This is a genomic window from Streptomyces mashuensis, from assembly GCF_014654785.1.
GTDB classification, from domain to species: domain Bacteria; phylum Actinomycetota; class Actinomycetes; order Streptomycetales; family Streptomycetaceae; genus Streptomyces; species Streptomyces mashuensis.
This window is the reverse complement of sequence record NZ_BNBD01000014.1, coordinates 101,000-124,392: the sequence shown is the minus strand read 5'-3', so window position 1 is coordinate 124,392 and position 23,393 is coordinate 101,000. Positions and strand designations below refer to the sequence as shown.

General features: G+C 73.3%; 20 protein-coding genes and 1 pseudogene. 4 read left to right on the top strand and 17 right to left on the bottom strand.

Annotation, left to right across the window (positions count from 1 at the left end; genetic code table 11):
* Positions 1–72: 72 nt before the first annotated feature.
* Together IE305_RS26690 and IE305_RS26685 are read left to right on the top strand one after the other, a co-directional pair.
* The gene (locus IE305_RS26690; RefSeq protein ID WP_190132321.1) at positions 73–678 is read left to right on the top strand and encodes a nitroreductase family protein; all 606 of its coding nucleotides are present in this window, start codon (positions 73–75) and stop codon (positions 676–678) included.
* Complete coding sequence (locus IE305_RS26685) at positions 675–1,475, top strand: thioesterase family protein (RefSeq protein ID WP_190132320.1); 801 nt, start codon at positions 675–677, stop codon at positions 1,473–1,475. Before IE305_RS26690 ends, IE305_RS26685 begins: the two co-directional genes overlap by 4 nt.
* Positions 1,476–1,517: 42 nt before the next feature.
* Here the strand turns inward: IE305_RS26685 and IE305_RS26680 are convergent, their stop codons facing one another.
* The 8 genes from IE305_RS26680 to IE305_RS26645 all read right to left on the bottom strand — a co-directional run bounded on the left by IE305_RS26680 (position 1,518) and on the right by IE305_RS26645 (position 12,503).
* The gene (locus IE305_RS26680) at positions 1,518–4,502 is read right to left on the bottom strand and encodes a non-ribosomal peptide synthetase (protein ID WP_190132319.1); all 2,985 of its coding nucleotides are present in this window, start codon (positions 4,500–4,502) and stop codon (positions 1,518–1,520) included.
* Entirely contained in the window at positions 4,481–5,287 is an 807-nt protein-coding gene (locus tag IE305_RS26675; protein ID WP_190132318.1) for a thioesterase II family protein, read from the bottom strand. Before IE305_RS26675 ends, IE305_RS26680 begins: the two co-directional genes overlap by 22 nt.
* Positions 5,280–6,911: a PhpK family radical SAM P-methyltransferase gene (locus tag IE305_RS26670; protein ID WP_190132317.1), complete on the bottom strand. Its 1,632-nt coding sequence runs from the start codon at positions 6,909–6,911 to the stop codon at positions 5,280–5,282. Before IE305_RS26670 ends, IE305_RS26675 begins: the two co-directional genes overlap by 8 nt.
* A gap of 106 nt (positions 6,912–7,017) precedes the next feature.
* The gene (locus tag IE305_RS26665; RefSeq protein ID WP_190132316.1) at positions 7,018–7,455 is read right to left on the bottom strand and encodes a DUF2000 family protein; all 438 of its coding nucleotides are present in this window, start codon (positions 7,453–7,455) and stop codon (positions 7,018–7,020) included.
* 79 nt (positions 7,456–7,534) lie between these two features.
* Positions 7,535–8,776 carry a pyridoxal phosphate-dependent aminotransferase gene (locus tag IE305_RS26660; protein ID WP_190132315.1) on the bottom strand — a complete coding sequence of 414 codons (1,242 nt, stop codon included), beginning with the start codon at positions 8,774–8,776 and terminating at the stop codon, positions 7,535–7,537.
* Positions 8,773–9,705 carry a DMT family transporter gene (locus tag IE305_RS26655; protein WP_229891562.1) on the bottom strand — a complete coding sequence of 311 codons (933 nt, stop codon included), beginning with the start codon at positions 9,703–9,705 and terminating at the stop codon, positions 8,773–8,775. The genes IE305_RS26660 and IE305_RS26655 overlap by 4 nt, the downstream gene beginning before the upstream one ends.
* A 240-nt stretch (positions 9,706–9,945) precedes the next feature.
* Positions 9,946–10,740 carry an AraC family transcriptional regulator gene (locus IE305_RS26650; protein WP_190132313.1) on the bottom strand — a complete coding sequence of 265 codons (795 nt, stop codon included), beginning with the start codon at positions 10,738–10,740 and terminating at the stop codon, positions 9,946–9,948.
* A 242-nt stretch (positions 10,741–10,982) separates the two neighbouring features.
* On the bottom strand, positions 10,983–12,503 hold the full coding sequence (locus tag IE305_RS26645) for an FAD-dependent monooxygenase (protein ID WP_190132364.1): 1,521 nt from the start codon (positions 12,501–12,503) through the stop codon (positions 10,983–10,985).
* A gap of 157 nt (positions 12,504–12,660) precedes the next feature.
* Between IE305_RS26645 and IE305_RS26640 the strand changes: the two genes are divergently transcribed.
* Entirely contained in the window at positions 12,661–13,293 is a 633-nt protein-coding gene (locus IE305_RS26640; RefSeq protein WP_190132312.1) for a hypothetical protein, read from the top strand.
* Here IE305_RS26640 and IE305_RS26635 read toward each other — a convergent pair whose 3' ends face one another.
* Both IE305_RS26635 and IE305_RS26630 read right to left on the bottom strand, forming a co-directional pair.
* The gene (locus IE305_RS26635; RefSeq protein ID WP_190132311.1) at positions 13,294–14,514 is read right to left on the bottom strand and encodes an ATP-grasp domain-containing protein; all 1,221 of its coding nucleotides are present in this window, start codon (positions 14,512–14,514) and stop codon (positions 13,294–13,296) included. It lies immediately after the preceding gene.
* A gap of 165 nt (positions 14,515–14,679) precedes the next feature.
* A complete protein-coding gene (locus IE305_RS26630; RefSeq protein WP_190132363.1) occupies positions 14,680–15,564 on the bottom strand; it encodes a LysR family transcriptional regulator in 885 nt (294 codons plus the stop codon).
* Here IE305_RS26630 and IE305_RS33205 point away from each other — a divergent pair.
* A pseudogene (locus IE305_RS33205) lies at positions 15,520–15,630 on the top strand (DUF1330 domain-containing protein); the annotation flags it as partial. The gene IE305_RS26630 and the pseudogene IE305_RS33205 overlap by 45 nt on opposite strands.
* Positions 15,631–15,672: 42 nt before the next feature.
* On the opposite strand, the gene IE305_RS26625 reads toward IE305_RS33205, so the two are convergent.
* The 7 genes from IE305_RS26625 to IE305_RS26595 are packed head-to-tail and all read right to left on the bottom strand — an operon-like array spanning position 15,673 to position 23,392.
* Entirely contained in the window at positions 15,673–16,518 is an 846-nt protein-coding gene (locus IE305_RS26625) for an NAD(P)H-binding protein (RefSeq protein ID WP_190132310.1), read from the bottom strand.
* Positions 16,515–17,720 (bottom strand): FAD-dependent monooxygenase, encoded by a 1,206-nt coding sequence (locus IE305_RS26620; RefSeq protein WP_190132309.1) that lies wholly within the window; start codon positions 17,718–17,720, stop codon positions 16,515–16,517. Before IE305_RS26620 ends, IE305_RS26625 begins: the two co-directional genes overlap by 4 nt.
* Positions 17,720–19,156, bottom strand: a complete 1,437-nt coding sequence (locus tag IE305_RS26615; RefSeq protein ID WP_190132308.1) for an MFS transporter — start codon at positions 19,154–19,156, stop codon at positions 17,720–17,722. Before IE305_RS26615 ends, IE305_RS26620 begins: the two co-directional genes overlap by 1 nt.
* Before the next feature lie 40 nt (positions 19,157–19,196).
* Positions 19,197–19,850, bottom strand: a complete 654-nt coding sequence (locus IE305_RS26610) for a thiaminase II/PqqC family protein (protein ID WP_190132307.1) — start codon at positions 19,848–19,850, stop codon at positions 19,197–19,199.
* A 6-nt stretch (positions 19,851–19,856) separates the two neighbouring features.
* Positions 19,857–21,065 (bottom strand): cytochrome P450, encoded by a 1,209-nt coding sequence (locus IE305_RS26605; RefSeq protein WP_190132306.1) that lies wholly within the window; start codon positions 21,063–21,065, stop codon positions 19,857–19,859.
* A gap of 30 nt (positions 21,066–21,095) precedes the next feature.
* Positions 21,096–22,172: a methyltransferase gene (locus IE305_RS26600; RefSeq protein ID WP_190132305.1), complete on the bottom strand. Its 1,077-nt coding sequence runs from the start codon at positions 22,170–22,172 to the stop codon at positions 21,096–21,098.
* Positions 22,169–23,392, bottom strand: coding sequence for a cytochrome P450 (locus IE305_RS26595; protein WP_190132304.1), 1,224 nt, complete (start codon positions 23,390–23,392; stop codon positions 22,169–22,171). The genes IE305_RS26600 and IE305_RS26595 overlap by 4 nt, the downstream gene beginning before the upstream one ends.
* Between the last annotated feature and the right edge of the window lies 1 nt (position 23,393).

Sequence of the window (23,393 nt, the reverse complement as noted above, 5' to 3'; positions counted from 1 at the left end):
AGTGCAATCCACCGGCGAAGACTCGCCGAAAAGGGTAAACGGGGTGAACAGAAGGAGGGAGGAGGAACGGCCATGGACGTCATGGAGACCGTGCTGACCCGCAGGAGCATCCCCCGGCTCACCGGACCCGCGCCCGACGATGCCACCATGCTGGAACTCGTCCAGGCGGCGTCGACCGCCCCCGACCACGGGCGGCTCACCCCCTGGCGGCTCGTCATGGTCCACGGCAGCGGCCGCGACCGGCTCGCCGAGGCCCTGGCACGGGACGCCCCCGACCCCGTCGCCGCCGAGCGGGCACGCGCCAAACCGCTGCGCGCACCCCTGCTCGTGTCCATCGTCTTCTGCCCCCGCCTGCCGCACGCCAAGGTGCCCGAGTGGGAGCAGCTCGCGGCCACCGTCTCCATGGTCCACACCCTCCAGCTGCTGCTGCACAGCCGCGGCTGGGGCGCCATCTGGCGCACCGGGCCGGCCGTGGACTCCGCCGCAGTCCGCACCTGCCTGGGCACGGGGCCCGGCGAACGCCTGCTGGGCTGGCTCTACGTCGGCACCCCCGACACCTCCGTCACCACCGCCCCGCGCCGTCCCGTCGACGTCCGGCACAAGCTCAGCACCCTGGCCGGACCGGCCGGACAGCCCGTCCTCCTGACCGGCACCCCCGCAGCGGAAGGACGTACGTGACCGGCGCCTACTTCACCCGCACCGGCGACCGGGAATACCTCCCCACCCCGCACACCCAGGGCCCCTGGTCGCCCGACCACCAGCACTTCGGGCCACCCGGGGCACTGCTCACCCGCGCAATCGAGCAGTGCACAGCTGCGGACACCGGGCCCGGCGCACTCCTCCTCGGCCGCGTCACCTTCGACATCCTGGGGCCGCTCCCGCTGCGCCCACTGACCGTACGGGCCCGGACCGGACGCCCCGGCCGGCGTGTACGGCTGGTGCACGCCGAACTCCTCCACGACGGCGACCCACTGGTCCGTGCCTCCGCATGGGCCGTGCGGCCCGCCCCCGGAGACGTGCCCTCCCACGAGGAAAAGGCCGAGCCGCCCTGCCCGCCCCCGCACCCGGACGACCCCGAGTCCACGGTGCCGCCGGAGTGGTCCTGCGGCTTCCTCGCCTCCATGGCCTGGCACTTCGTCCACGGCGAGTACGGCCGGCCGGGCCCGGCCGCGGTGTGGCTGCGACCCCGGGTGCCACTGGTGGCCGGAGAACCGCTCACACCCGCGCAGCGCGTGGTGCTGGCGGCCGACTCGGCCAACGGCGTCAGCGCCGAACTGCCCATTGATTCCTGGGGATTCGTACCACCCGATCTCACGGTCCACTTCGCCCGGCCGCCCGAAGGCGACTGGCTGTACCTGGACGCCCGGTCCGCAGTGGGACCCGGCCACCCCGGCCTCGCCACGTCGGCCCTGTACGACACCCGCGGACCGGTCGCCCGCTCCGCCCAGACGCTGCTGATCCACCCGCGCGGCTGACCGGCGCGCACCCCGGGGCCGGAGTGCGCGCCGGTGCACCGCTCAGGCCCGCAGGGAGCGCACCCGCTCCGCCAGCCGGGCGGGCGTCGACGCCTCGAACAGGTCGCGTGCCGACAGCGGCACCCCCAGCACGTCGGAGAGCGCCGCCATCGTGGCCGTCGCCAGCAGCGAGTGCCCGCCCAGCGCGGCGAACTCGTCGTGCGCCCCCACCGCGTCCACCCCCAGCACCCGGCACCACTCGGCGGCGATGGCGCTCTCCACCTCGTCGCGAGGGGCGACGTACGGCGTGTCGAGGTCCGGCCGGCCCTCGGGCACGGCGACCGCTGCCAGCGCTGCACGGTCGGTCTTCCCCCCAGGGGTGAGCGGCAGCCGCTCGTGCACGAGGAACACGGCGGGCACCATGGGGCCGGGCAGTTGCCCGCCCAGGAAGCCGCGCAGCTCCTCCACCGGAACCGCCGGGCCGGGCCCGTCGAGCGCGAGGTGCGCCACCAGCCTGTGGTCGCCGGCGGAGGCGGCGTCGGGCCGGGCCTCCACCACGGCCTCCCGGACCCGGGGATGCCGGGTGAGCGCGGCCTCGACCTCACCCGTCTCGATCCGGAAGCCGCGTACCTTCACCTGGTGGTCCAGCCGCCCGAGGAACTCGAGCGCACCGTCGGGCAGATGGCGTACCCGGTCACCGGTGCGGTACATCCTGCTCCCGGGCTCGGCGGAGAACGGGTCGGGGAGAAAACGTTCCGCCGTCAGCTCCGGCCGCCGCCAGTAGCCCTGGCCCACCCCGGCGCCGCCGATGTACAGCTCGCCGGGGATGCCGGGCGGCACCGGCTCGCCGTGCTCGTCCAGGACGTACACCAGCTGGCCCGGCAGCGGTCTGCCCCAGGGCACCGAGGGCCGGTGCGCATCGGCGGCGGTGACCGGGTGGGCGGTGGTCGTGAAGGACACCTCCGTCATGCCGGCGAAGTTGAAGGCCCGGGACCCGGGCGCCAGGTCGGCCAGCATGCCGGGCACTTCCGGGGGGAAGCGGTCACCGCCGAGCGCCACGGTCCGCAGCCCCGGCGGCAGGCCGCGCCCGGTGGAGTACGCCTCGTCCAGCGCACCGCGCAGCAGGGCCGGCGTCGAGCTCCAGACGGTGAGCCCGGTGCGGTGGGCGAGGTCCAGCAGCCGGGCGGGGTCGTTCGCCTCGTGCTGTTCCGGGACGACCAGGCAGCCGCCCGCGAGGAGGGTGCTGAGCACGTCGAACGCCGACATGTCGAAGTTGAGCGACGACGCCTGCAGCAGCCGCGTGGTGTCGTCCAGCCGCAGCCGGCTCACCAGTGACCGCATGGTGTTGAGCACACCGCGATGGGTGTTGGCGGCGCCCTTGGGACGGCCGGTGGACCCGGAGGTGTAAATGACGTAGCACAAGGCGTCCGGGGTGGCGCCGCTGTCCGGCGGTGCTGCCGCCGGCCCGTCCGGCGCCGTCAGCGGCAGCACCCTGGCCCGGCAGCCCTCCGGCAGGGTGACGGAGGAATCGGTGAGCACCACGGGCGTCGCGCTGTCGGTGAGCATGAACGCCAGGCGTTCCGCCGGGTAGGCGGGGTCCAGCGGTACCCACGCCGCGCCCGCCTTGAGCACGGCGAGGATGCCCACGACCACGTCGGCCGAGCGCCGGGAGCAGATGCCCACCAGCTCGCCGGGGCCCGCCCCGTGCTCGGCGAGCAGGCGGGCGAGCCGGTTCGCCCGGTCCTCCAGGTCACCGTAGGTCAGCAGAGTTCCGCCGCACAGCACCGCGGGTGCCGAGGGGGCGGTGCGGGCCCGCTCGGCGATGAGGTCGTGGAGGCATGCGGCGGGCTGCGGCACATGCCCCGTGTGGTTCCAGTCGGTGATCACCAGCCGCCGTTCGTCCGGGGTGAGCAGGGGCAGCCTGCTCAGGGGCGTCTGTGGGGCGTCGGCGGCGGCGCGGAGCAGGAGGGGCAGGCGGACTGCGAGCCGCCGGGCGGTGACCGGTTCGAACAGTTCGGGCGCGTACTCCAGTACGCCCTGCAGTCCGCCGCCGGGGAGGGGTTCGAGGACGAACCGCAGTTCGTGCGCGGACGTGGTCCGGGGCAACGGCACGGGCGTCAGCGGGAGGCCGCCGAGCGCCGGGGGCAGCAGCCGGTCCCGTACGGTCAGGGCGACCGCCGCACGTTCCGCCGGGTCGGTTCCCCCGGCGGTGCCGGGTTCGCGCACCTGGTCAAGCAGGGTGCGGAACGATGGGTCCTGGCCGGTGTCGGCCCGGCTCTCCCGGGGGCCTGCGCAGCCGGTGCTGAACGACACGGCCGTGCGGGGACCCCCGCCGTGCCGGGCCAGCAGGGCGTGCACCCCCGTCAGCAGCGCCGTGTACTCGTCGGTGCCCGCAGCCTTCGCATGGTTTCGCAGGGCGGCCATGAGGTCGCCGTCGACGCCCAGGGGCACCATGGCGGCGGTCCCGGACGGTTGCGGGGGCCGCGGCCAGTCGGTGGGCAGCGTGCCAGCGGCCGGGGGCAGCTCCGCGTACGCCGTGGCCGCCGGCGGGGCCGGCTGCTGCTGCGGAGGCCGTGCCCCGGGGGCGTCGTAGCCGCTGCACACCTCCCGCAGGAACGCGCCGAGCGACAGTTCGTCCAGCACCGGCCGGCGTCCGGCCACGGCCAGTACGGCACCGTCGGGGACGAGCACCAGACGGGCGCGCAGTGCCGGTGCGCCGGGGGCGGTGCCGGCCCACGGTGCGAGGGCCACCTCCTCCAGGACCTCCCGTACCGCCTCCTCGCGTTCGCTCCCGGGAACGTCACGAAGGTCGAGCACGGGCAGCAGGGTGCGGCCGTCGGGGTCGTCCGTGGCGGCCGGCCGCAGGGCGGGGCGGCGGTCCGCCGCCGTCCGCAGCGCGGCGCGCAGCGCCCGGACGTCGACCTGCCCGGCGACGGACCCGGCCGTGGTCACGGTGGCCGGCGGCCGGGCTGCACCGGGCGGTGCCGAGGGGCCGTGGCCGGCGGCCGGCCCGGGGGAGGGGGGTATCAGGGCTTCGACGCCTGCCATGGGGGGAACGTCCCTTCTCCCGCCGCCGTGGGCGGGGCGATGTCGGCCACGAGCCGTGCCAGGAACGACCGTTCCCGGCCGCGGAAGAAGAAGTGGCCGCCCGGCAGCCGGTGGATGCGGAAGTCCCGCGGGTTCTCCCGGCGCCAGGCGGCCAGGCCGGCGGGGGTTGTGGTGGTGTCGTCGAGGCCGGCGTAGACGCGCACCGGACAGCCGAGCGGCGGCCCGGGGGTGTACGTGTACGCGGCGAGCAGGGCGATGTCGGCGCGCAGGACCGGGAGGAGGGCCTGCGTCAGGCCGGGGTCGGCCAGGACGCGCTCGTCCGTGCCGGAGAGTTCCCGGAGCAGGCCGAGCAACTGCCGGTCGGTGAGGCCGGCCGCCGGGGGCCCGCCGGGCGCGGAGGGGGCGTTGCGCGAGGAGACGAGCAGCGCGGCGGGCGGGCGGCCGGCCCTGTCGAGGGCGCGGGCGATGTCCAGGGCGGGGACCGTGCCCAGGCTGTGCCCGTAGACCGCGGTGGGACGTTCCGGCAGCCGTGCCAGAGCACTGGTCACCGCCTCGGTGACCTCGGCGAAGGAGGCCGGGAACGGTTCGCCGTAGCGGGTGCCGTGGCCGGGCGGTTCGACGGCGGCCAGCTCCACCGAGGGCGGAATCAGCTCCGCCCACGGCCGGTAGAGGGCCGCCGGGCTGCCGGCGGGCGGCAGGCACAGGAGCCGGGCCCGGGCGGCCGGGCGCGGCCGCCAGACACGGAGCCAGCCGGTCCCGCCGGTGGCTTCCGTGCCGCTACGCACGAACGGCGTCCGTGCCGGTGAGCTCGCGGACGATGGCGTCCAGCTCGGGCTCCGGGTCGATCCACTCGGCGTCCAGGCCCTTGATGACCAGACGGGTGGCGCTGCGCACGAAGCGGGTGATCTCCTCCATGGTCATCCCCTGGGAGAGGAGGTAGGGGATGCACCAGATGCTGAGCCCGTAGAGCGGCATCAGCGCCGGCCCCTGCACGCGGCGGATGAACTCGTCCTTCCAGTCCGCCGCCTCCTGCCAGCTCATCGTGGCGTGCCGCCAGGAGTAGCCACTGCCCTCGATGCCGTACTTCTCGCGCTGCTTCTCGATGGGGGCGAGCACGTCGTGGTAGTAGAGCTGGACGTTGTAGAAGGTCGGCTGCGTGCGGTTGAGGAAGTCGATGGTGTTGGTGACGCTCTCCTCGTTCTCGCCGGGGAAGCCGAGCACGATGGAGGCGAGCGTGACGATGCCCCGGCGGGTCAGTTCGCGGATGCCGTACTCGTACCGGTCGGTCCGGGCGAACTTCGTCATGTTCTTGAGGATCCGCTGGTCGCCGGACTCGATACCGAGGAAGACACCGATGCACCCGGCCTCCGCCATGAGGTCGAAGGCCTCGTCGTCGGCGTTGGAGCAGCGGAAGAAGGACACCCACCGCAGGTCGAACTTGTTCTCGATCATCATGCGGCAGATCTTCTTGAACCGCGGCAGCGGCACGTTGAAGGTGTCGTCGATGAAGATCATGTTGCGGACGCCGTGGTCGCACAGGTACCGCAGCTCCGCCTCGATGGTGGACAGGTCGCTGAGCGTCAGCGGACCGGCCATGGCCGGGTAGTTGCAGAAGGCGCAGCCGAAGGAACAGCTGCGCGAGGTGCGCATATAGGTGGTGGGGGCGAAGAATTCCGGGTCGAAGGTGGACCAGTCGACTGCTTCGGCGTCGAGGTCGTTGCTCTCCACCACGGACAGGGTGCGCTTCATGGGGCCGCGCGGGGAGACGGGGTCGCGGTAGATGAGGTTGGGCGTTCTGCTGAGGTCCCCGCCGCCGTCGCGCAGGGCCGTGAGCACGGAGGCGAGCGTGTCCTCGCCCTGCGAGCTGTTGATGTAGATGTCCGCGCCGATGGCGCCCAGGAGGACGTCCTGCACCTGGGCCGGCTGGCCCGCGCAGAGGTTGTGCACCCGGGGGCCGCCGACGACGACCGGCACGTCGGGGTTGTGCTCCCGTACGAACCGGATGATCTGCCGAATCGGTTCGTCATCGACGTAGTAGGTGGTGGTGATGGCCACGGCCCGGGGAGAACCGGACAGCAGCCCCGCCAGGTGCTCCTTGCCGGAGTTGAAGAAGTTGACGACACCGACGTCGAATCCACGACGGCGCAGAAAACTGGTGAGGTAGGCGACGCCGAGGCTGGGCATTTCGAAGGCGGTCAGCCGGGAGGGGCGCCCGGACATCCGCTCCCGCACCTTGTTGAGCAGGTCCATGTACGTCATCCGGCGGTCGCCGAGGAGCACCGAGTTGGTCAGCAGTTCGCGGTAGGAGCCGGACGTCGCCTCGAACACCTTCTGGGCCCGGGCGAAGTCCGCGAAGTCGATCTCGTTGAAGCCGATCAGTATGCAGTCCGGACTGGTCACATCGGTCACCTGGTCACCTGGTCTCTCGCGACGGCGGCGCTGGTGGTTCCTGATCGTGCTCGGCCGGGCATCCGGCAGTGCCGGGGCGGTACGGCGTGCCGCCCCGGCAGCCGGGCTACGGGTGCAGCGACGCGCCCTTGACCACCTTGTCGACGACCTTCCGGTCGGCGCGCAGGGCCAGACCGACGAGGCGCAGCTTCTCCGTGGCCACGGCGGCGACCGCGGCCCGGTTGTCCTCGTCGTTGTTGGTCACGAAGAGTTCCTCCGTGTAGACCGCCGTCGGGACCTCGCGCCGCAGGGCGCGTTCATGGATCCGCGACAGCGTCTCGCCGTCCGCGGCGAACACCAGGACCGGCTGGCGGAACATCGGCAGGTACGTCACACCGGAGGCGTCCCGGTAGGGCTCACCGGTCACGTTCTCCACCGTGGCCGCGATGCCGCTGACGGTGAAGGCGGTGACGTTGAGCTTCTGCCACGTCTCGAGATCCTCCCGCAGCACCACGGCGATCTTGGTGTCCCAGACCACCGGGGTCGGCGAGCTCTCGTCGGTCATTGCTGATGCCTCCTCGGTTGTGCTCGTGCACGCGCCCGGCCAAGACGCGCATGCCCCGATTCTTCACAGGCGGAGGCCGTCATGTCTTGGACGTTCTTGCCCTCCCGTCCAGGTCCCGCGCCGGTCGCGCGACCTGCCCCGCCCCGGCGGCCCGGGCCTGCGCCGCCAGCCTCCCGGCAGCGCCGGCCAGCAGTTCCTCGTCCTTGCAGAAGGCGAGCCGGACGAGGTGGCGGCCGGCTTTCTTGTCGTCGTACAGGGCGACGCTGGGGATCGCCACCACCCCGGCCGAGCGGACCAGCTCCCGGCACAGCGCGTCGCCGTCGCCGGTGCCGAAGGACCGGGCGTCCATCTGCAGGAAGTACGTGGCGCTGCTCGGGTACGTGGTGATGCCGCCGGTCCGCAACCCCGCCACCAGCAGGTCGCGACGGCTCTCCAGCCCGGCCCGCAGCTCCTCGACCCAGTCCATGCACGCCGTCAGGCCGTGGGCGACCGCGGCCTGGAACGGCGTACCGGTGCCGAAGGTCAGGTACTGCTTGACGGTGCGGACGGCCGTGACCAGGGGCGCCGGGCCGCAGGCCCAGCCGACCTTCCAGCCGGTGGCGCTGAAGGTCTTGCCGGCGGAGGAGATGGACAGGGTGCGTTCGCGCATGCCCGGCAGCGCGGCAGGGGTCAGGTGCCGCAGGCCGTCGTAGACCAGGTACTCGTAGACCTCGTCGACCACCGCGATCAGGTCGTGCTCCACGCACAATTCGGCGATCAGTGCGAGCTCTCGGGCGTCGAAGACCTTGCCGCTGGGGTTGTGCGGGGTGTTCAGGAGGATCAGCCGGGTGCGCGGGCCGACGGCGGCGCGCAGGGCGTCGGGGTCGAAGGAGAAGCGCGTGCCGTCGTACTCCAGCAGCACCGGAACCCGCCGCACCTCCGCCATCGCCAGACAGGCGCCGTAGGAGTCGTACAGCGGGTCGAACACCACGACCTCGTCACCCGGCTCGCACAGCCCGATCAGCGCCGCCGCAATTGCCTCCGTCGCCCCGGCCGTCACCACCACCTCGGTCTCCGGGTCGTACTCCACCCCGTGATCCGCCGCCCGCCGCGCCGCAATCGCCTTCCGCAGCACCGGCAGCCCCGTGGCCGGCGGATACTGGTTCAGGCCCTGGTCGATCGCCGCATGGGCGGCTTCGAGCAGAGCCGCGGGGCCGTCGCCGTCGGGGAAGCCCTGCCCGAGGTTCACGGCCCCGGCCGCCTGGGCCAGAGCGGTCATCTCACTGAAGATGGTGGGGCCCGCCAGGTCGCGCAGTCGTGCGGCGAGGGGTGCGTCGGTCACCGTGCCTCCGTCGTGTCGGTCCGCGCCGCCCGTTCCGGGACGACCTCGTCCGGCTCTTCCGGGTCCCCCTTGCGCCGCGGCAGACCGCCGAAGACGGCCGGCAGAGCGCCGCCGGTCATCAGCAGGGCGCCGCAGCCCTGGACCAGGTTGAGCCCCTCGCCGAGGAACAGTGCGCCGCCGCCCGCTCCGAAGACCGGCGACAGGAACATCATCACCGTCGCCGTGGCAGGCCCCACGGCCTGTACCCCGCGGTAGTAGAAGACGTAGGCGACTGCCGTCGGCCCGACGGCGAGATAGGCCACGATGGCCCAGAAGCTTCCGGACAGGGAGCCCCAGGCCACCGCCGGCAGGGCCGGCAGCGCCACCAGGGCCAGCAGCACCGAGCCGCTGAGCGTCGCGAGCGCGGTGGCCCGCACCGGGTCGCCGGTGAGCAGGCGCTTGGACACCAGCGTGTACGCCGACCAGCAGCAGGCCGCCGCCAGGAACACCAGGTCGCCCAGGAGCCGCCGCCCACCGGCCGGTCCCCCCACACCGAGCAGGAAGACCACCGCGCCGCCGATACCGAGGGCCAGCCCGGCGACCCGCATCACCGTGGTGCGCTCACGGAAGAAGAGGACCGCGACGGCACTGGTGATGACCGGTGCGAAGACCGGGACGATGATGGAGCCGTCGATCGACGGCGCCAGCGCCAGCCCCCAGAAGAACAGGGTGTTGTAGCCGAAGACACCGAGCGATCCGGCGAGGGCGGTCCGGGCCAGGTCCCGCCGGGTCAGGGCAAGCCGTCCGCCGGTGCCCAGCAGCCAGGCGAGCATGACCAGCCCGCCGAAGCCGAACCGCAGCAGGGCCGCCACCTGGTGCGGAACGTCGCCCACCATCACCTTCGACGCGGGGAAGGCACTTCCCCACAGCGCCATGGTCAGGACGAGCATGGCGTAGACCGAAGCCCCCGAGGCCCGCTTCCCGTCTTCGGGCGCGCCGCTCACCGGTGCGCCTCCGCGGGCGCTCCGTATCTTCTCTCGTGGCATGTGTGCCCACCCTTCGTCATCGTGTCCGTTCCCGTGTTCGTTCGTGCGGCAGCGGGGCAGGCAGTGCACGCCGTACCGTCCACGCCGGGGCGGCCGGGCCGGCGGCTTCGTCCTCGACGAAGCCGTCCTCCGGAGGGCGGGAGGCTACCGGGGACCCCTCGTGCCCACCCTGAATTGGTGGGGCGTCACCCCGGTGTAGCGCTTGAAGACCCGGTTCAGATGGGCCTGGTCGTAGAACCCGACCTCACGGGCGATCCCCGCCGCCCGCGCACCCCCGGCGAGCAGCTGCCGGGCCCGCTGGACGCGCAGCAGGTTCTGGAAGGTGTGCGGCGGCATGCCCACCTCTGCGTTGAACAGCCGGGCCAGCCGGTACGGGCTGACGCAGGTCTGCGCGGCAAGGTCGTGCAGCGACACCTTGTCCGCCAGACGGTCCTCCAGGTACGCGCGGGCCATCGCCACAGCGCGGTGACCCGCGCGCGGCGGCTCGGGCCGTACCGCATCGACAGGCCCGTACCCGTACCCCTCCGCCAGCGCCCGGGCGAACCTGGCGAGGAGCACCTCCTGGAGCATCGGGTTCCCGGGTGGCCGCAGCGCGTCGTGCACGCGGCCCAGTAAGGCGGCGAGCCGGGTGTCCCGGATGACCGTCTCCCGGTAGCCCGACGCGCGCCGCCGGGCCCGGTCGCCCGCCGAGTCGTCGTCCTGCAGCCGCTCCAGGGTGCCCGGCGCCAGGTACAGCACCCGGTAGCGGTAACCCTGCGGGTGAGCGAGCACGCCGGTGTGCACCTCACCGGCATCGATGACGAAAACGTCACCGGCCGCAGCGGTGTGGGTCTCGCCCCGATAGAGAAAGGAGGCCGCGCCGCTGTCGACGAGCGCGACGGTGACGGCATCGTGGGTGTGACGCGGGTACCGGTGCCTTCTGAAGTGGGCGTGCAGCACTTCGACTCCGCCGACTGCGGGCCTCCAGTAGGTCGATAAGTCCCTGGGCTCGCCCATGGCCCCGGACTATAGCAGCGGACCCCCTCGGACCCCGGCCGGGGCATCCACCGCTGGGGGCGGTCAACTCACTTCGGCTGGGGGGATGTTCCGTCCGTGTGATGCTGTCGAGGTCGCTCACCGGGTGCCTGCTCACGGCGGTGGGTCTCCCACAGTGCAGTGAAGAGAGCCTTCCCTGATCCGGGCTACCCGTTGTCCAGGGAAGGGGTCCTCGTCCATGCGTCGAGAGCTTCGGCTCGTTCCGCGTGCAGGGCTCGGGGCTCGGTGGTGCGGGTGGCCCAGGCGATGTGGCCGTCCGGACGCACCAGGATTTCCCGTACACCGTCGAGATCGGGATGCTCGTCGTGCCGGACAGCGGTGACCGTCCGGGCCCGGTGCGCCCTGTCCGTGTCGCCGGGGTCCAGAGCGCTGCCCTGGCCGTTGAGGCGGAGCAGCAGGAAACGCCCGTCATGCAGGAGTCCGTACACATGGGCCCACCCGGTCGGGATGGTGAGGCCGAGGTCGGGCATCCGCCGGCCGACGAGGGGGTCGGCGTCCGGCGACGTGGCGGGGTAGGCGGTGTCGAGCGCGGAGATTCTCGCGGCCAGGTACCGGTTGACGTCCTTCATGGCCAGGAGGTCATCCAGCAGCGTACACAGGAGAGTTGCCGGGTACCGGTACTGCTCCGTGAGCGGCAGTTCCACCAGCAGGGCCTGTGCCCGTGTGCCGCTGGTCACGGCGTGGCCGACGGGATGGCGCTCGGCGTGGTACGTGTCCAGCAGGCCGGGAGGTGCCCAGCCGCGCACCGTGGCGGCGAGTTTCCAGCCGAGGTTCATGGCGTCCTGCAGGCCGGTGTTCAGCCCCTGGGCGCCGACGGGGAAGTGGATGTGCGCGGCGTCGCCGGCCAGCAGGACCCGGCCGCGCCGGTACGTCTCGGCGAGCCGGGTGGTGTTGCCGAACCGCGACAGCCACCGGGGCTCGCCGATGCCGCAGTCCGTGCCGCACACCCGTATCAGCGAACTGCGGAACTCCTCGACGGTCACCGGCTCGGTGGACGGCACCCGCAGCCGCTGTGGGTCCATGACGACGAACCGGGTCAGCCCTGCCTCGAGCCGGGCGACGAGGACGCCGTGCCGCCTGGCCTGTTCGTTGCAGGAGTGATCGGCTTTGGCGAAGTCCCCCACCACTGCCGTCATCGACTCGTCCGTCCCCGGGAATCCGATGCCGCCTGCCTGCCGGACGATGCTGCGCCCGCCGTCGCAGCCGACCGCGTACGCGCAGCGCACGGTCAACGGCCTGCCTTCGCCCTCCGACACTTCGACATCGACGCCTGTGGCGTCCTGTCTCAGGCCGACGGCCTCACGCCCGCGGTGGAACTCCACTCCCAGTTCGCGGGCCCGTTCGGACAACAGTTCCTCGGTACGGGACTGGGCCAGCAGGAGGGCGTAGGAGTGCCGAGTGTCGAGTGCGGTGAAGTCGAGCCGGCGGCGGAGGCCGGCCGCGAACTGCCAGCCGGGTACGGTCCGGCCGACGGCCAGGAACCGTCCGGCCAGGCCCCTCATGTCCATCAGCTCCATGCTGCGCGGGTGGAGGTTCAGGGCCCGTGACTCCCGGTGCGGGTCCTCGCGTTTGTCGATCACTTGGGTCCGGACACCGGCCAGTGCCAGTTCGCACGCCAGCAGCAGCCCGGTCGGTCCGGCACCCACGACGAGCACCTTGGTGTCCACACCCTCGCCCCGGGACGTCATTCCTCCAACCTCCGGCCCATGCGCACACCTCGTCAAGGCGCCCTGCGACATTGGCCGGGCCGGGGACTGGGCATCGGCCCGGGCCCGCACTGGAATGAGGACAAGGGCCGTTGAGCGCCGCGAGAGGAGTCCGCTTGTGATCCACATGACCGAGACCCTGGGCGTCCAGACCGTCGAGGACTTCCTGACGACCGACGAGACCGCCGAACTCACCAAGATCGTCGACGATCATCTTGCGGCCACCGGATGGGTGCCCGCACGCCCCAGTGAGGGAACGACCCCGCCCCAGGCGGCACAGGCGGTCCTCAACGGTGCCGTGCACCGTGCCCTGCCTGTCCTGCGCAGGGTCTTTCCCTCTGCCGTGGGCGTCGACGAATGGCTCTACCACGACCTCAAACCCGGCGACAGGATCCGCCCGCACGTCCACGGCGTCGGCGACCCCCAGGCGCGCCCCCACCGGATCGCCCGGGTCGTCTTCAACCTCCAGGACGCCGACGAAGGCGGTCAGTTCTACCTCGACACCTATGCATCCGACGACCTGTGGAGCCAGGCGGTCCCGGACAGCAGTGATCACGGACCCGGCACCCGCTACGTCCCCGAGATCACCGCCCGCAGCGGGCCCGTCAAGCTGGACGAGATCCCCCACACCCGCTGGATCTGTGTCCCGCCGCCGGGGACCTTGGTGGTCTACGGCAGCCAACTCGTCCACGGCGTCACGCCGCTCGTCTCCGGAAGGGCCCGCAAGCTCATCACCGACCTCCTCGCCTGATCAGGCAAGGAGCGACGTGCTCCCGCTCCGCAGGGCACGCAGACCGCGGTCCAGTTGGGATGCCGCCTCGTCCAAGGTGTTCAGAAGCGTCCCCGGGGGCAGGGCGCGCAGCCAGGCGTGAGCCGCGTCCGCGTGGTGTTCCGGTACGCCGAGTACCGGCCGGGAGTATCCGCGGACGCAGGGAGCCGGGTTCATCGGCGTGCCCGGGAAGAGCGTCAGCTCGAGCCCCGCCGGGACCGGCGGCAGGATCACGCCATTGGGCACCAGCAACTCCACCACGACCCTGGCGGCTCGTACGCGGCGAGGCAACGGACGTCCGAGCACAACTCGGGCATACGCCGCGTGCGGGTCCACTCCCGTGCTCCTCCAGCTCATGTTGGACACCCCGCTGAGCCGGCCGTTCAACTCGATGACCTTCAGCCGGCCCTCCTCGTCCACGGCAAAATCGATCTGCCACGGCCCCCACGGCCGGAACGCCCGCACGATGTCGTGGACGGTGGCGGCCAGTTCGTTCTCCGCCCCGGCGGGCAGCGCCGCAGGGGCGACCCTGACCCTGCGGCCGGGGTCGCAATCCCCGTCGAGACGACCCACGGAAGCCACCGGCCATGCGAGCGTCGATGCCTGCCAGGTCAGCAGCTCGACTCCGAACTCCTCACCGCTGACTGCTTGCTGGACCAGGACCGGGAATCTCACCGTGTCCGTCACCGAGTCCAGGTGCGCCGCGTCGCGAACGTAATACCGGCCGACGCTGAACTCGCTACGGGCTTCCTTGACCAGAACAGGAAGCCCGATCTCACGGACCGCCTCGCGCACGGCCCTCGCCTCCGCGCACACCCTGCCCTGCGGTACGGGCCAGCCACGTTGGCGCGCCGTGCGGTGCAGTACTGTCTTGTCGCTGGCCAGCATGGCGAATCCCGGAGGGTGGGCAGGCATGCCCTTCCCCTCCGACCGGAAGCGACAGGCCGCGGCAGCGTAGACGGGCAGGAACTGCTCCTGGCCGTAGCACCCCATGTTCGGCACCGCGACATCTGCGCCAAGGCCGGTCAGCAACCGCAGCGTCCCCTGCTCGCTCAGGCTGTCGGGCAGCTGCGCGCATGCCACGTCCGGGCCCAGCAACGAGCCCAGCTCCGTACCCCCGAGGACGACGACATCGGCGCCGCCGCTGCTGAGCGGCGCGACCAGCCTGTCCGCGCGGAACTCTCCCAGGACGACCACGCGCATCCCCAGCACCGCCTGCCCTCGCCGTCAGCAGAACACAGCCACCCGCATCGTAGCCACGGACAACCCGCACCTGCGCCCGATCCGACTTCGGCGCCGCGTAGCCCGGTTCGGCGAGCCGTATCCGCCGTCGCTTCCGCCTGCCGCGGAGCCGTTGAACCTGTGCCCTCAGTCCGCCAGCCAATGCAGCTCGTGCGCCAGGGCTTTGGCGACGGCACGGACGCGACGGTGCAGTGGCGACTGTTCGCGTGGGAGGACCAGGTGGAACGTCAGGCTGGGCGCGCCCCGCAGCGGTCGCCAGGTGAGGCCGGACGGTTGTGTCGCGGCTGCGGCTTCTCCGGCCGGGGCGAGGGTGAGCCCGTCGCGCAGGTCGCGCTGAGACATGTCGAAGGACACTGCGGGCGTGTGGAATCGAGGGTGTGGTCGAATGTCCCGGAACAGCGCGGACAGCTGATCGTGGATCACGGGGTTGGCCGCACGGTCCGGGAGTCGCAGCGGATACGCGGCCGCGTCGGCGATCTCGATCTCCGGGTGGTCGGCCAGCGGATGGTGCTGCGCCAGCTGGACCCCGACGCGCGCACGCCGCAGCAGGAACCGGCGCACGCCACGGCCCGGCTGTTCACCGCGGGTGATCCCGGCATCGATGCGGCCGTCGGCGACCGCGGGGGAGATCTCCGGTGTCGCCATCGGGACTGCGCCGACCTCGAGTCCGCTGTTGCCGTGCATCAGCCTGTCCACCAGGGCCGGTGCCGTCTCGGCCCCGGCGCTGAGGCTGTATCCGACGCGCAGCGTGCCGAGTTCGCCGGCTGCCGCGCTCCGGGCGGTGTCCCATGCCCGGTCCAGCGCCGCCAGCGCGGGCGGCGCGGACTCCGCCAAAGCCGCACCGGCCGTGGTCAACACGACGCTACGCGTGGTGCGGACCAGCAGGGCCGTACCGAGTTCCGCCTCCAATCGGCGCATCCGGGCACTGAGGGCGGGCTGTGCGATACCGATCCGTGCGGCCGCACGAGTTTTGAACGGGCCGTCGCGGCATACGAGAGCGAGGCATACCAGAAGGCGCTGGTGGCCCTCCCCGACGGCTTCGAGCGCGACTTCCGCATCATCGAAGGCATCGACTGACCGCGGCGCGTTGCGCTGTGCGTCGGCCCGCCGCCGGGCTGGTCAGCGGAAGTGGTGCAGGTTTGTCTTCAGCCAGGTGTCGAAGCGGCGTGGTGGGCGGCCTGTCAATTCCTCCACCGTGGGGAGTGGTACGGCGCCGCGTGCTGGGGTCGGGTCGCCCAGGGCGGTGAGGAGGGCCGTGACGTAGTCGTCCGGGAGGCCCGCCTTGACCATTGCTTGGTGGGCCTCCTCCTCGGACGCGTCGACGAACGTCAGGGGGCGGCCCAGGGCTTGGGCCAGGCGGTGGGCGCGGTCTCGGGCCGTGAGGGGTTCCGGGCCGGTCAGGGTGTATGCCTTGCCCTCGTGGCCCGGTTCCGTCAGGGTGCGTACGGCTACCTCGGCTACGTCCGCCGGGTCCACCACCGCCTGCGGGAGGTCGCCGAACGGCTGGTGCATCGTGCCGTCGGCCTTCACCGACCAGGCCCACTGGAGCGTGTTCGACATGAAGGCCGCCGGGCGCAGGAACGTGCAGGCCGTACCCGTCGCCCGGTACGCCTCCTCCGCCGCCGCGTGTGCCGTGCCGTAGGCGTCGGTCACCGGCGGCAGGGCCGCCACCGACGACACCCGAACCACGCGCGGCACCCCGCAGCGGGCCACCGCCCGGGCCAGGGCCTCGTCGTGGGCCGGTGCCGCCGGGCCCGCGGTTGCCACGAATGCGGCGTCCGCGCCGTCCAGGGCCCGGTCGGCCGTGCCCGGGTCGTCCAGGTCGCCGCCGAGCACCTCGACGCCCGGGGCGAAGGCGGCGCCTTGCGGGTTCCGGGTCAGTGCCCGGGGGCGCAGTCCGCGCTCCAGCAGCCTGGTCACGACCTCGCGGCCTACGTTTCCGCTCGCCCCGATGACGACGATCACCGTGCCGTCCCTCCCTCGTCCGTCAGCTCCGGCGGGTGCCAGTCCCCGATCCGGGCCAGTGCCGCCTCGCCCGCGCGCGGCGGCACCAGCGCCATCAGCGCGTCGCGCAACAGCACCTGCCACCACGCGTCGCGCAGCTTCGTACGGCCCATCCGGTGCGACGCCTCCACCACCGACTGGGCCCGCGGCCGCCGGCTCCGGTCGTACGCCGCCAGAGCCGCCGGTACGTCGTCGTGGCGTGCCAGCTCCGCGCAGAGCACCACCGCGTCCTCCAGCGCCTGGCACGCCCCTTGCCCCAGGTCCGACGTCATTGCGTGCGCCGCGTCGCCCAGCAGGGCGGTGCGGCCGACGACGTAGCCGGGCAGCGGCGGCAGCAGCTCGAACACGTCGTGGTGCAGCACCCGGTCCGGGGGAGTGGCCTTCAGCAGCGCGGGGATCGGGGCGTGCCAGGTGCCGAACCGTCGCAGCACCCGGTCGTGCTCGTCCGGGGCGTGCGCGCCGGGCGGCGTGTTCGCCACGGCGTACCAGTACACGCGGCCGTCGGCCAGCGGCATCCGGCCGAACTCCAGGCCCCGCCCCCACGTCGTGCCGCCCGGCTCGCCGCGGCGGTCCACCTCGGCCACGCCCCGCCACACGCTGTGCCCGCTGTACACCGGCCCGGGGGCGGTCGGCCACAGCTGCCCCCGCAGCCGGCTGTGCACGCCGTCGGCCGCGACGGCCACGTCCGCGGTGACCTCGGCGGGTTTCGTCGCGTCCCGGTAGCGCACCCGTACCCCGCCGCCCGCCAGCTCTTCCACGCCCGTCACCTCCGTACCGGTGCGGATACGGTCCGGCGGTACGGCGTCCCGCAGCGCCGCGTGGAGTTCCGCGCGCAGCAGCACAGCCGTGGACAGGCCGTGGCGGCGGACGAACGCCGGGTTCGCGGGCGGCATCAGCCGGCGGCCCGACGGGCGGCGGACGCCGTCGCCGCCCGGCAGCATGACCGCCGCGCGGGCGCGCACCCGTTCGCCGACGCCGAGGCGGTCCAGCGACCGCTGCGCGTTGGCCAGCAGCGAGATGCCCGCGCCCTCGGTACGCAGCTCCGGGGAGCGTTCCAGCACCAGGACGTCCCAGCCGGTCCGGGTCAGGCCCGCCGCCGCGGCCAGGCCGCCGATGCCCGCGCCCACCACCACGGCGCGGCGGCGTCCGCCGGCCGAGCCCATCAGACCTTCTCCTCGTCGCCCGCGCGGCCCCGGATCAGCAGCGACGCCGCGAAGGCCAGGGCGATGACGGCCGCGGCCGTCCACACCGCCGCCCGGAACCCGTCCGCGGACGCCGCGCCCGCCGCGTCGGACGACCCGGCCAGTCGCGACGCCATCAGGAAGCCGAGTGACGAACCGATGCCGTACGCCGCCGAGTTGACGCCCGGCAGCAGGCTCGGGTTGCGCGGGGCGGCGAGGATGGCGCTCAGCCCGTTCAGCGGGGTCATCGCCCCCGCCAGCCCGAAGCCCACGAGCACCACCAGCAGCACGGCCAGCACCTGCGAGTGGAGCCCCAGTGCGAGCGCCACCAGCACCGGCACCATCAGGGCCGTGGACCAGCGCAGTACGCGGCGCCAGCCGGTGCGGGCCGCCAGCGTGCCCATCGCCGGCGCCATGAACACGTTGACCAGGCACACCGGCACGATGAACAGCAGCGCCGCGCCGGTGGCCGACAGGCCGAACCCGAAGCGGTCGTTCTGCCCGAACACCGGCACCACGAAGTTGACGGTGCTGAGCATGCCCATCGTCACCAGCATCGACGTCAGCAGCACCGGCCACGTGGAGCGCGAGCTCAGATGGCCCGGCGGGAGCAGCGGCTCCGGGCGCCGCCGCTCCACCACGGGGAACGCCACGAAGAACCCCGCCCCCAGCACCAGCAGGACCACCACCCCGCCCACCGGAGCCCGGCCCGCCATGCCCACGCCGAGCTCCACGCACGCCAGCCCCAGGGACAGCACGGCCAGGCCCGGCCAGTCCAGGCGGCCGGTCGAGGACCGCCCGGTCTCCGGCACCGTACGCGCCAGGAACACCATCGTGGCCACGCCGAACACGGCCATCACCACGAACACCGAGCGGAAGCCGTACCGGTCGGTGAGCCAGCCCGACAGCAGCCCGTCGAGACCGACGATGCCACCGTTCGCGGCCGTGATCAGCCCCATCGCCCGGCCGAACTCCCGGGGCCCGAGGGTCTGCCGCATCACCCGCAGCGCCAGCGGGAACACCGCCGTGGCCGTGGCCTGCAGGGCCCGGCCCACGGCGAACACCGCGGTCGTGGGCGCCGCCGCGGCAACGATCGAGCCCACCACGGCCAGCGCCAGCGCGGCGACCATCAGCGTCCGGGTGCGGCCGTAGTCGCTGCACGCCGCCACGATGACCGACAGCAACCCGCCCAGCAGGAAGAACACCGCCTGCGCCATACCGACCGTCGCGGTGCCGGTGTGCAGCCGGTCCGCGATGTCCGGCAGCGCCGGCGTCGGCATCGAGATGCACAGCTGGCAGGCGACCGCCGCGGCGACCAGCGCGGCCACCAGCGAGGCAGTGCCCGCCGGCCGCGCGACGGACGTACCGGACGGCATTGCGGGGGAGGCCGGAGAGGAGGGTGAGGACGTCTGCTCCATGGGCACCTCTCGGTGGGGTGAAGGGGGCTTCAGGCGTGCCTCACGCCGTCAGGCACGCCTCTACGAAGGCGAGTTCGTACCGCGCGCCGCGGCCGTACCACGTCGCGGCCTCCGTACGTGCCGCCGACGAGGCCGCGGCACCGAAGGCGTCGGCCAGCGCGCACACCGCCCGTACGGCGTGCTCCACGCCGCCGCCCGGACGGTACGCGTCGAGCCACGGCGCGTACCGCGCGCCGGGCAGGCCCCGCGCGCCCAGGTCCCGGCACACCTCCAGGTGGACGACCATGAACGGCAGCACCACGCCCAGCCCGGCCGCGTACGACGACGCCGCGGCGGCCGTCACCCCCGCGCACTGGTCGCGCACCGCCGGCAGCGCCGCCACGTCCTCGGCGGGCGGCGGCACGCCCAGCTCGGGGGCCAGCCCGGCCAGGGCGGCGCGCAGCCGCGGGGCCGAGGCCGCCGTCTCGGCAGCGCACCGGGCCAGCAACGCCGCCCCCGCCTCGTCCGCGCACACCGCGGCGCACTGCGCGAACGCGCGGCCGTAGCAGGGCAGCAGGTGGCCGGTGTCCTGCTCCACGAAGCGCGTGAGCGCCGCGGGCGGCAGCGTGCCGTCGCGCAGCCCGGCCCAGAACGGGTGGTCGAGCACCGCCCGCAGCACGGGCCGCGCCGCCGCCCCGAGGCCGTCGCTGAACACGGCGGCCTACCAGGTGACCGGCAGCGCGTCCGGCCGGGCGAACGCCAGGCCCGCGCTCCAGGTCAGCTCCGTCTCGGGCACCGCCAGCCGCAGCCCGGGCAGGATCCGCAGCAGCGCGGCGAGGCCCGCCTGGAGCTCCATGCGGCCCAGCTGGGCGCCCAGACAGTGGTGGATGCCGTGGCCGAACGACAGGTGCGGATTGAGCTCGCGATCCAGGCACAAGGTGTCGGGGTCGGTGAAGACGGCGGGGTCGCGGTTGGCCGCGTTGATGAGCGGCAGCACCGCCTCGCCCGCCGCGATCCGCACCCCGGACAGCTCGACGTCCTCGGTGGCGATGCGCAACGCCCCGAGCCCGCCGCCGGCCTGGGAGGTGCGCAGGAGTTCCTCCACGGCGGCGGGCAGCAGCTCCGGCCGCTCCCGCAGACGGCGCAGCTCGCCGGGCCGGCGCAGCAGGGCGAGCACGGCGTGCGTCAGGCCGGCGGTGGTGGCGTGGTAGCCGGCGCCCAGCAGCGTGTAGCCGAACGCCAGCAGCTCCTCGTCGTCGAGCCGGTCGCCGTCGTCGGCGGCCTCGATCAGCGCCATCAGCACGTCGTCGGTGGGCCGGGCCCGCTTGGCGGCGATCAGCCCGGTCAAGTATTGGCTCAGGGCCTGGCGCGCGGCCACCACCTCCTCGCGGCGGCCGTGCGCGAAGCTGAGCATGATGTCCGTCCAGGCCCGGAACCGGCCCACGTCCTCGTACGGCACGCCCAGCAGCCGGCAGATGACGGTGATGGGCAGCGGCCCCGCCAGCCCGGCCATGAGGTCGGCGGGCGGGCCCTCCTTCGCCATCGCCGTCACCAGCTCGTCCGCGAGGCGCTCCACCTCCGGGCGCAGGGCCCGCATCCGGGCGGGGGAGAAGGCACCGGCCACCAGACGGCGGAGCCGGGTGTGCTCCGGCGGGTCCATGACGAAGACGGACTTCGAGCCCTCGGCGATGGGCAGCAGCCGGGGCGCGCCCGGCGCGGTGATGGCCTCGCGGCTGAACCGCCGGTCGGACAGCACCCGGCGGACGTCCTCGTGCCGCGCCACCAGCCACACCGGGTCGCCCGAGGGGATACGGGCCCGCACCACCGGCCGGTCGCGCAGCAACTGCGCATACTCGGGCGGTGGTGCGACGGGATCGGGGGCGGTGAAGGGGAACGCGACGCTGCCGTCGCCGCCGTCCACGCTGCTCATGCCGGTCCTCTCCTCACGTCCTGTGCTCCTTCACACCGGCCGGAACTCCAGCAGCACCAAGTCACCCGGCTCGGGGTCCTCGCCCGCGGGGGCGAATCCCGCCGCCGCCGTGATCCGGTCCCAGTCCGCCCGGTCGCGTTCGCGCCCGTCGAGTACCGCGAGCATCTCGACGTCCGTCAGCTTGCCCAGGTCGAAGCCGCCCGGCCCGGTGAGCAGCGCGTCGACCACCAGCAGCCGCGCGTTGAGGTCGGTGCCGATGGCGTCCCGGACCCGGCTGAGGATGCGCACCGCGTCACGGTCGTTCCAGTTGTGCAGCGTGTGCTTGATGAGGTACGCGTCGAAGCCCGCCGGCACGGAGGTGAAGAAGTCGGTCTCCACGGCGGTGGCCCGGTCCGCCACACCATGCTGCTCGAACTGCTCCTTCGCCCCCGCCACCACCTGCGGCTGGTCGCAGACGGCGCCGGTGCAGCCCGGGTGCCGGGCCAGGATCGCGGCCAGGAAGTGGCCGCGCCCGCCGCCGACGTCGGCGATCCGCGGGAAGCGGGAGAAGTCGAAACCGTCCAGGACCCGGTCCGTGCCCGGATAGCGGTTCTGCACCATCGCGTGGTCGAACAGCGCGGCCGTCGCCGGATGCTCGCGCAGGAAGGCGAAGAAGTCCGTGCCGAACGCCCGCCCGAAGGCCGGCTCCCCGGTGCGCAGGGTGTGCGGCAGCTCCTCGTACGGGCGCCACATCACCGGGTCGCTCGCGAAGAGGAACATCTCGCGCACGCCGTCCGGCACCCCGGACCGCAGCCCCTGCCCCTCGGGCGCGAGCACGTATGTACCGTCCTGCGCCTCCCGTACGACGCCCACGGCGGCGGCCGCGCGCAGCAGCCGGTGCAGTACGTCCGGGTCCACGCCGGCCTCGCGCGCCAGGTCCGCCGCGGTGCGCGGCCCCTCGGCCAGCAGGTCGGGCACCCCCAGCAGCACCAGCGGCCGCAGCGCGCCGATCGCCCACTTCGCGGCGAACAGGCCGATCACCTTCTGCGCGGGCGGCAGCCCAGCAGGGAACCACGCCAGGACGCCGCCGTCCTCCCGGCCGTCACCCGCATCACCCGCAGTGCTCATACCTGCCTCCTGGGCTGTCCGACGAACCGGGCGGGCACGGACCGGTAGCTGTTCATGAAGTTCGTGGCGGTACGCACCGGAGGTCCGGTCAGCTCCAGGCGCGGCAGCAGGCCGGCGGCCGCCGTGAGGAACAGCCGCAGCTCCAGCGCCGCCAGCCCGCGTCCGATGCACACGTGCGGGCCGCCGCCGCCGAACGACACGTGCGGGTTGGGCCGGCGCGCCACGTCGAACCGGTCGGGCCGGTCGAAGACGGCCTCGTCACGGTTGGCGGACGTGTACCAGAGCACCACCCGTTCCCCCGCCCGCACCCGCCGGCCGCCGATCTCCGTGTCGCGGGCGACCTGACGGGCGAAGTGCGTGGCGGGCGTGACCCAGCGGACGATCTCCTCGACGGCCGAGGGCACCAGCGACGGGTCGGCGCACAGCGCCGCCAGCTGCGCCGGGTTCTCCAGCAGGGCCAGCACCCCGCCGGTGAGGGAGCAGTACGTCGTCTCGCCGCCCGCCCCCATGAGCGTGGTGGCGAACAGCGCGATCTCCTCCGGCTCCAGACCGGCCCCGCCCCCGCCCCCGTCCTCCCGGTCCACGCCGAGCAGCACCGAGAACAGATCGTCACCCGGCGCCTTGCGGCGCTGCCGCACGAGGTCCTCGAAGTACGCCATGAGGCCCCCGAAGGCGGCCACCGCCTTCTCCGGCGTGCTGTGGTGGTAGCCGGGGTCGCCCAGGTTGACGGTGTGCCGGGTCCACTCGATCACCTGCTCCCGGTCCCCGGCGGGCACCCCGATCAGCTCGGTCAGCACCTCCAGCGGCAGCCGCAGCGCCACGTCCTCGGCCAGGTCGAAGCCGTCGGCGGCGGTGACCTCCGCCAGGATGCGGTCCACGACGGCCGCCACCGGCTTCTCCAGGGCGGCCAGCCGCGCCGGCGTGAACCCCTTGAAGGCGCGCTTGCGCAGCCGCGTGTGCTCGGGTGCGTCCAGGAACGAGATCAGCGGCAGCCCCGTGCTGTCCTGCCGCACCGACGTCATCGTGCTCGGCGCCGAGCGGAACGTCTCCGGATCACGGGCGGCCCGCACCACGTCGGCGTGGCGCACCAGGTACCAGTGGACCCGGCCCTCCGCGTCCACGGCCCGCGGCAGGCCGGGCCGGGCCCGCAGCTCCCGGAAGTAGTCGTACGGCACCCCGCCGGCGAACGCGGCGGCGTCCAGCAGGTCGCTCTCACGCATG

Coding starts and splice junctions, on each gene's coding strand:
- IE305_RS26680 (WP_190132319.1), bottom strand. CDS start 4,502: ATGGCAGGCGTCGAAGCCCTGATACCCCCCTCCCCCGGGCCGGCCGCC.
- IE305_RS26635 (WP_190132311.1), bottom strand. CDS start 14,514: ATGCGCGTGGTCGTCCTGGGAGAGTTCCGCGCGGACAGGCTGGTCGCG.
- IE305_RS26600 (WP_190132305.1), bottom strand. CDS start 22,172: ATGAGCACTGCGGGTGATGCGGGTGACGGCCGGGAGGACGGCGGCGTC.
- IE305_RS26620 (WP_190132309.1), bottom strand. CDS start 17,720: ATGGGCTCGGCCGGCGGACGCCGCCGCGCCGTGGTGGTGGGCGCGGGC.
- IE305_RS26595 (WP_190132304.1), bottom strand. CDS start 23,392: ATGCGTGAGAGCGACCTGCTGGACGCCGCCGCGTTCGCCGGCGGGGTG.
- IE305_RS26690 (WP_190132321.1), top strand. CDS start 73: ATGGACGTCATGGAGACCGTGCTGACCCGCAGGAGCATCCCCCGGCTC.
- IE305_RS26655 (WP_229891562.1), bottom strand. CDS start 9,705: ATGCTCGTCCTGACCATGGCGCTGTGGGGAAGTGCCTTCCCCGCGTCG.
- IE305_RS26615 (WP_190132308.1), bottom strand. CDS start 19,156: ATGGAGCAGACGTCCTCACCCTCCTCTCCGGCCTCCCCCGCAATGCCG.
- IE305_RS26665 (WP_190132316.1), bottom strand. CDS start 7,455: ATGACCGACGAGAGCTCGCCGACCCCGGTGGTCTGGGACACCAAGATC.
- IE305_RS26605 (WP_190132306.1), bottom strand. CDS start 21,065: ATGAGCAGCGTGGACGGCGGCGACGGCAGCGTCGCGTTCCCCTTCACC.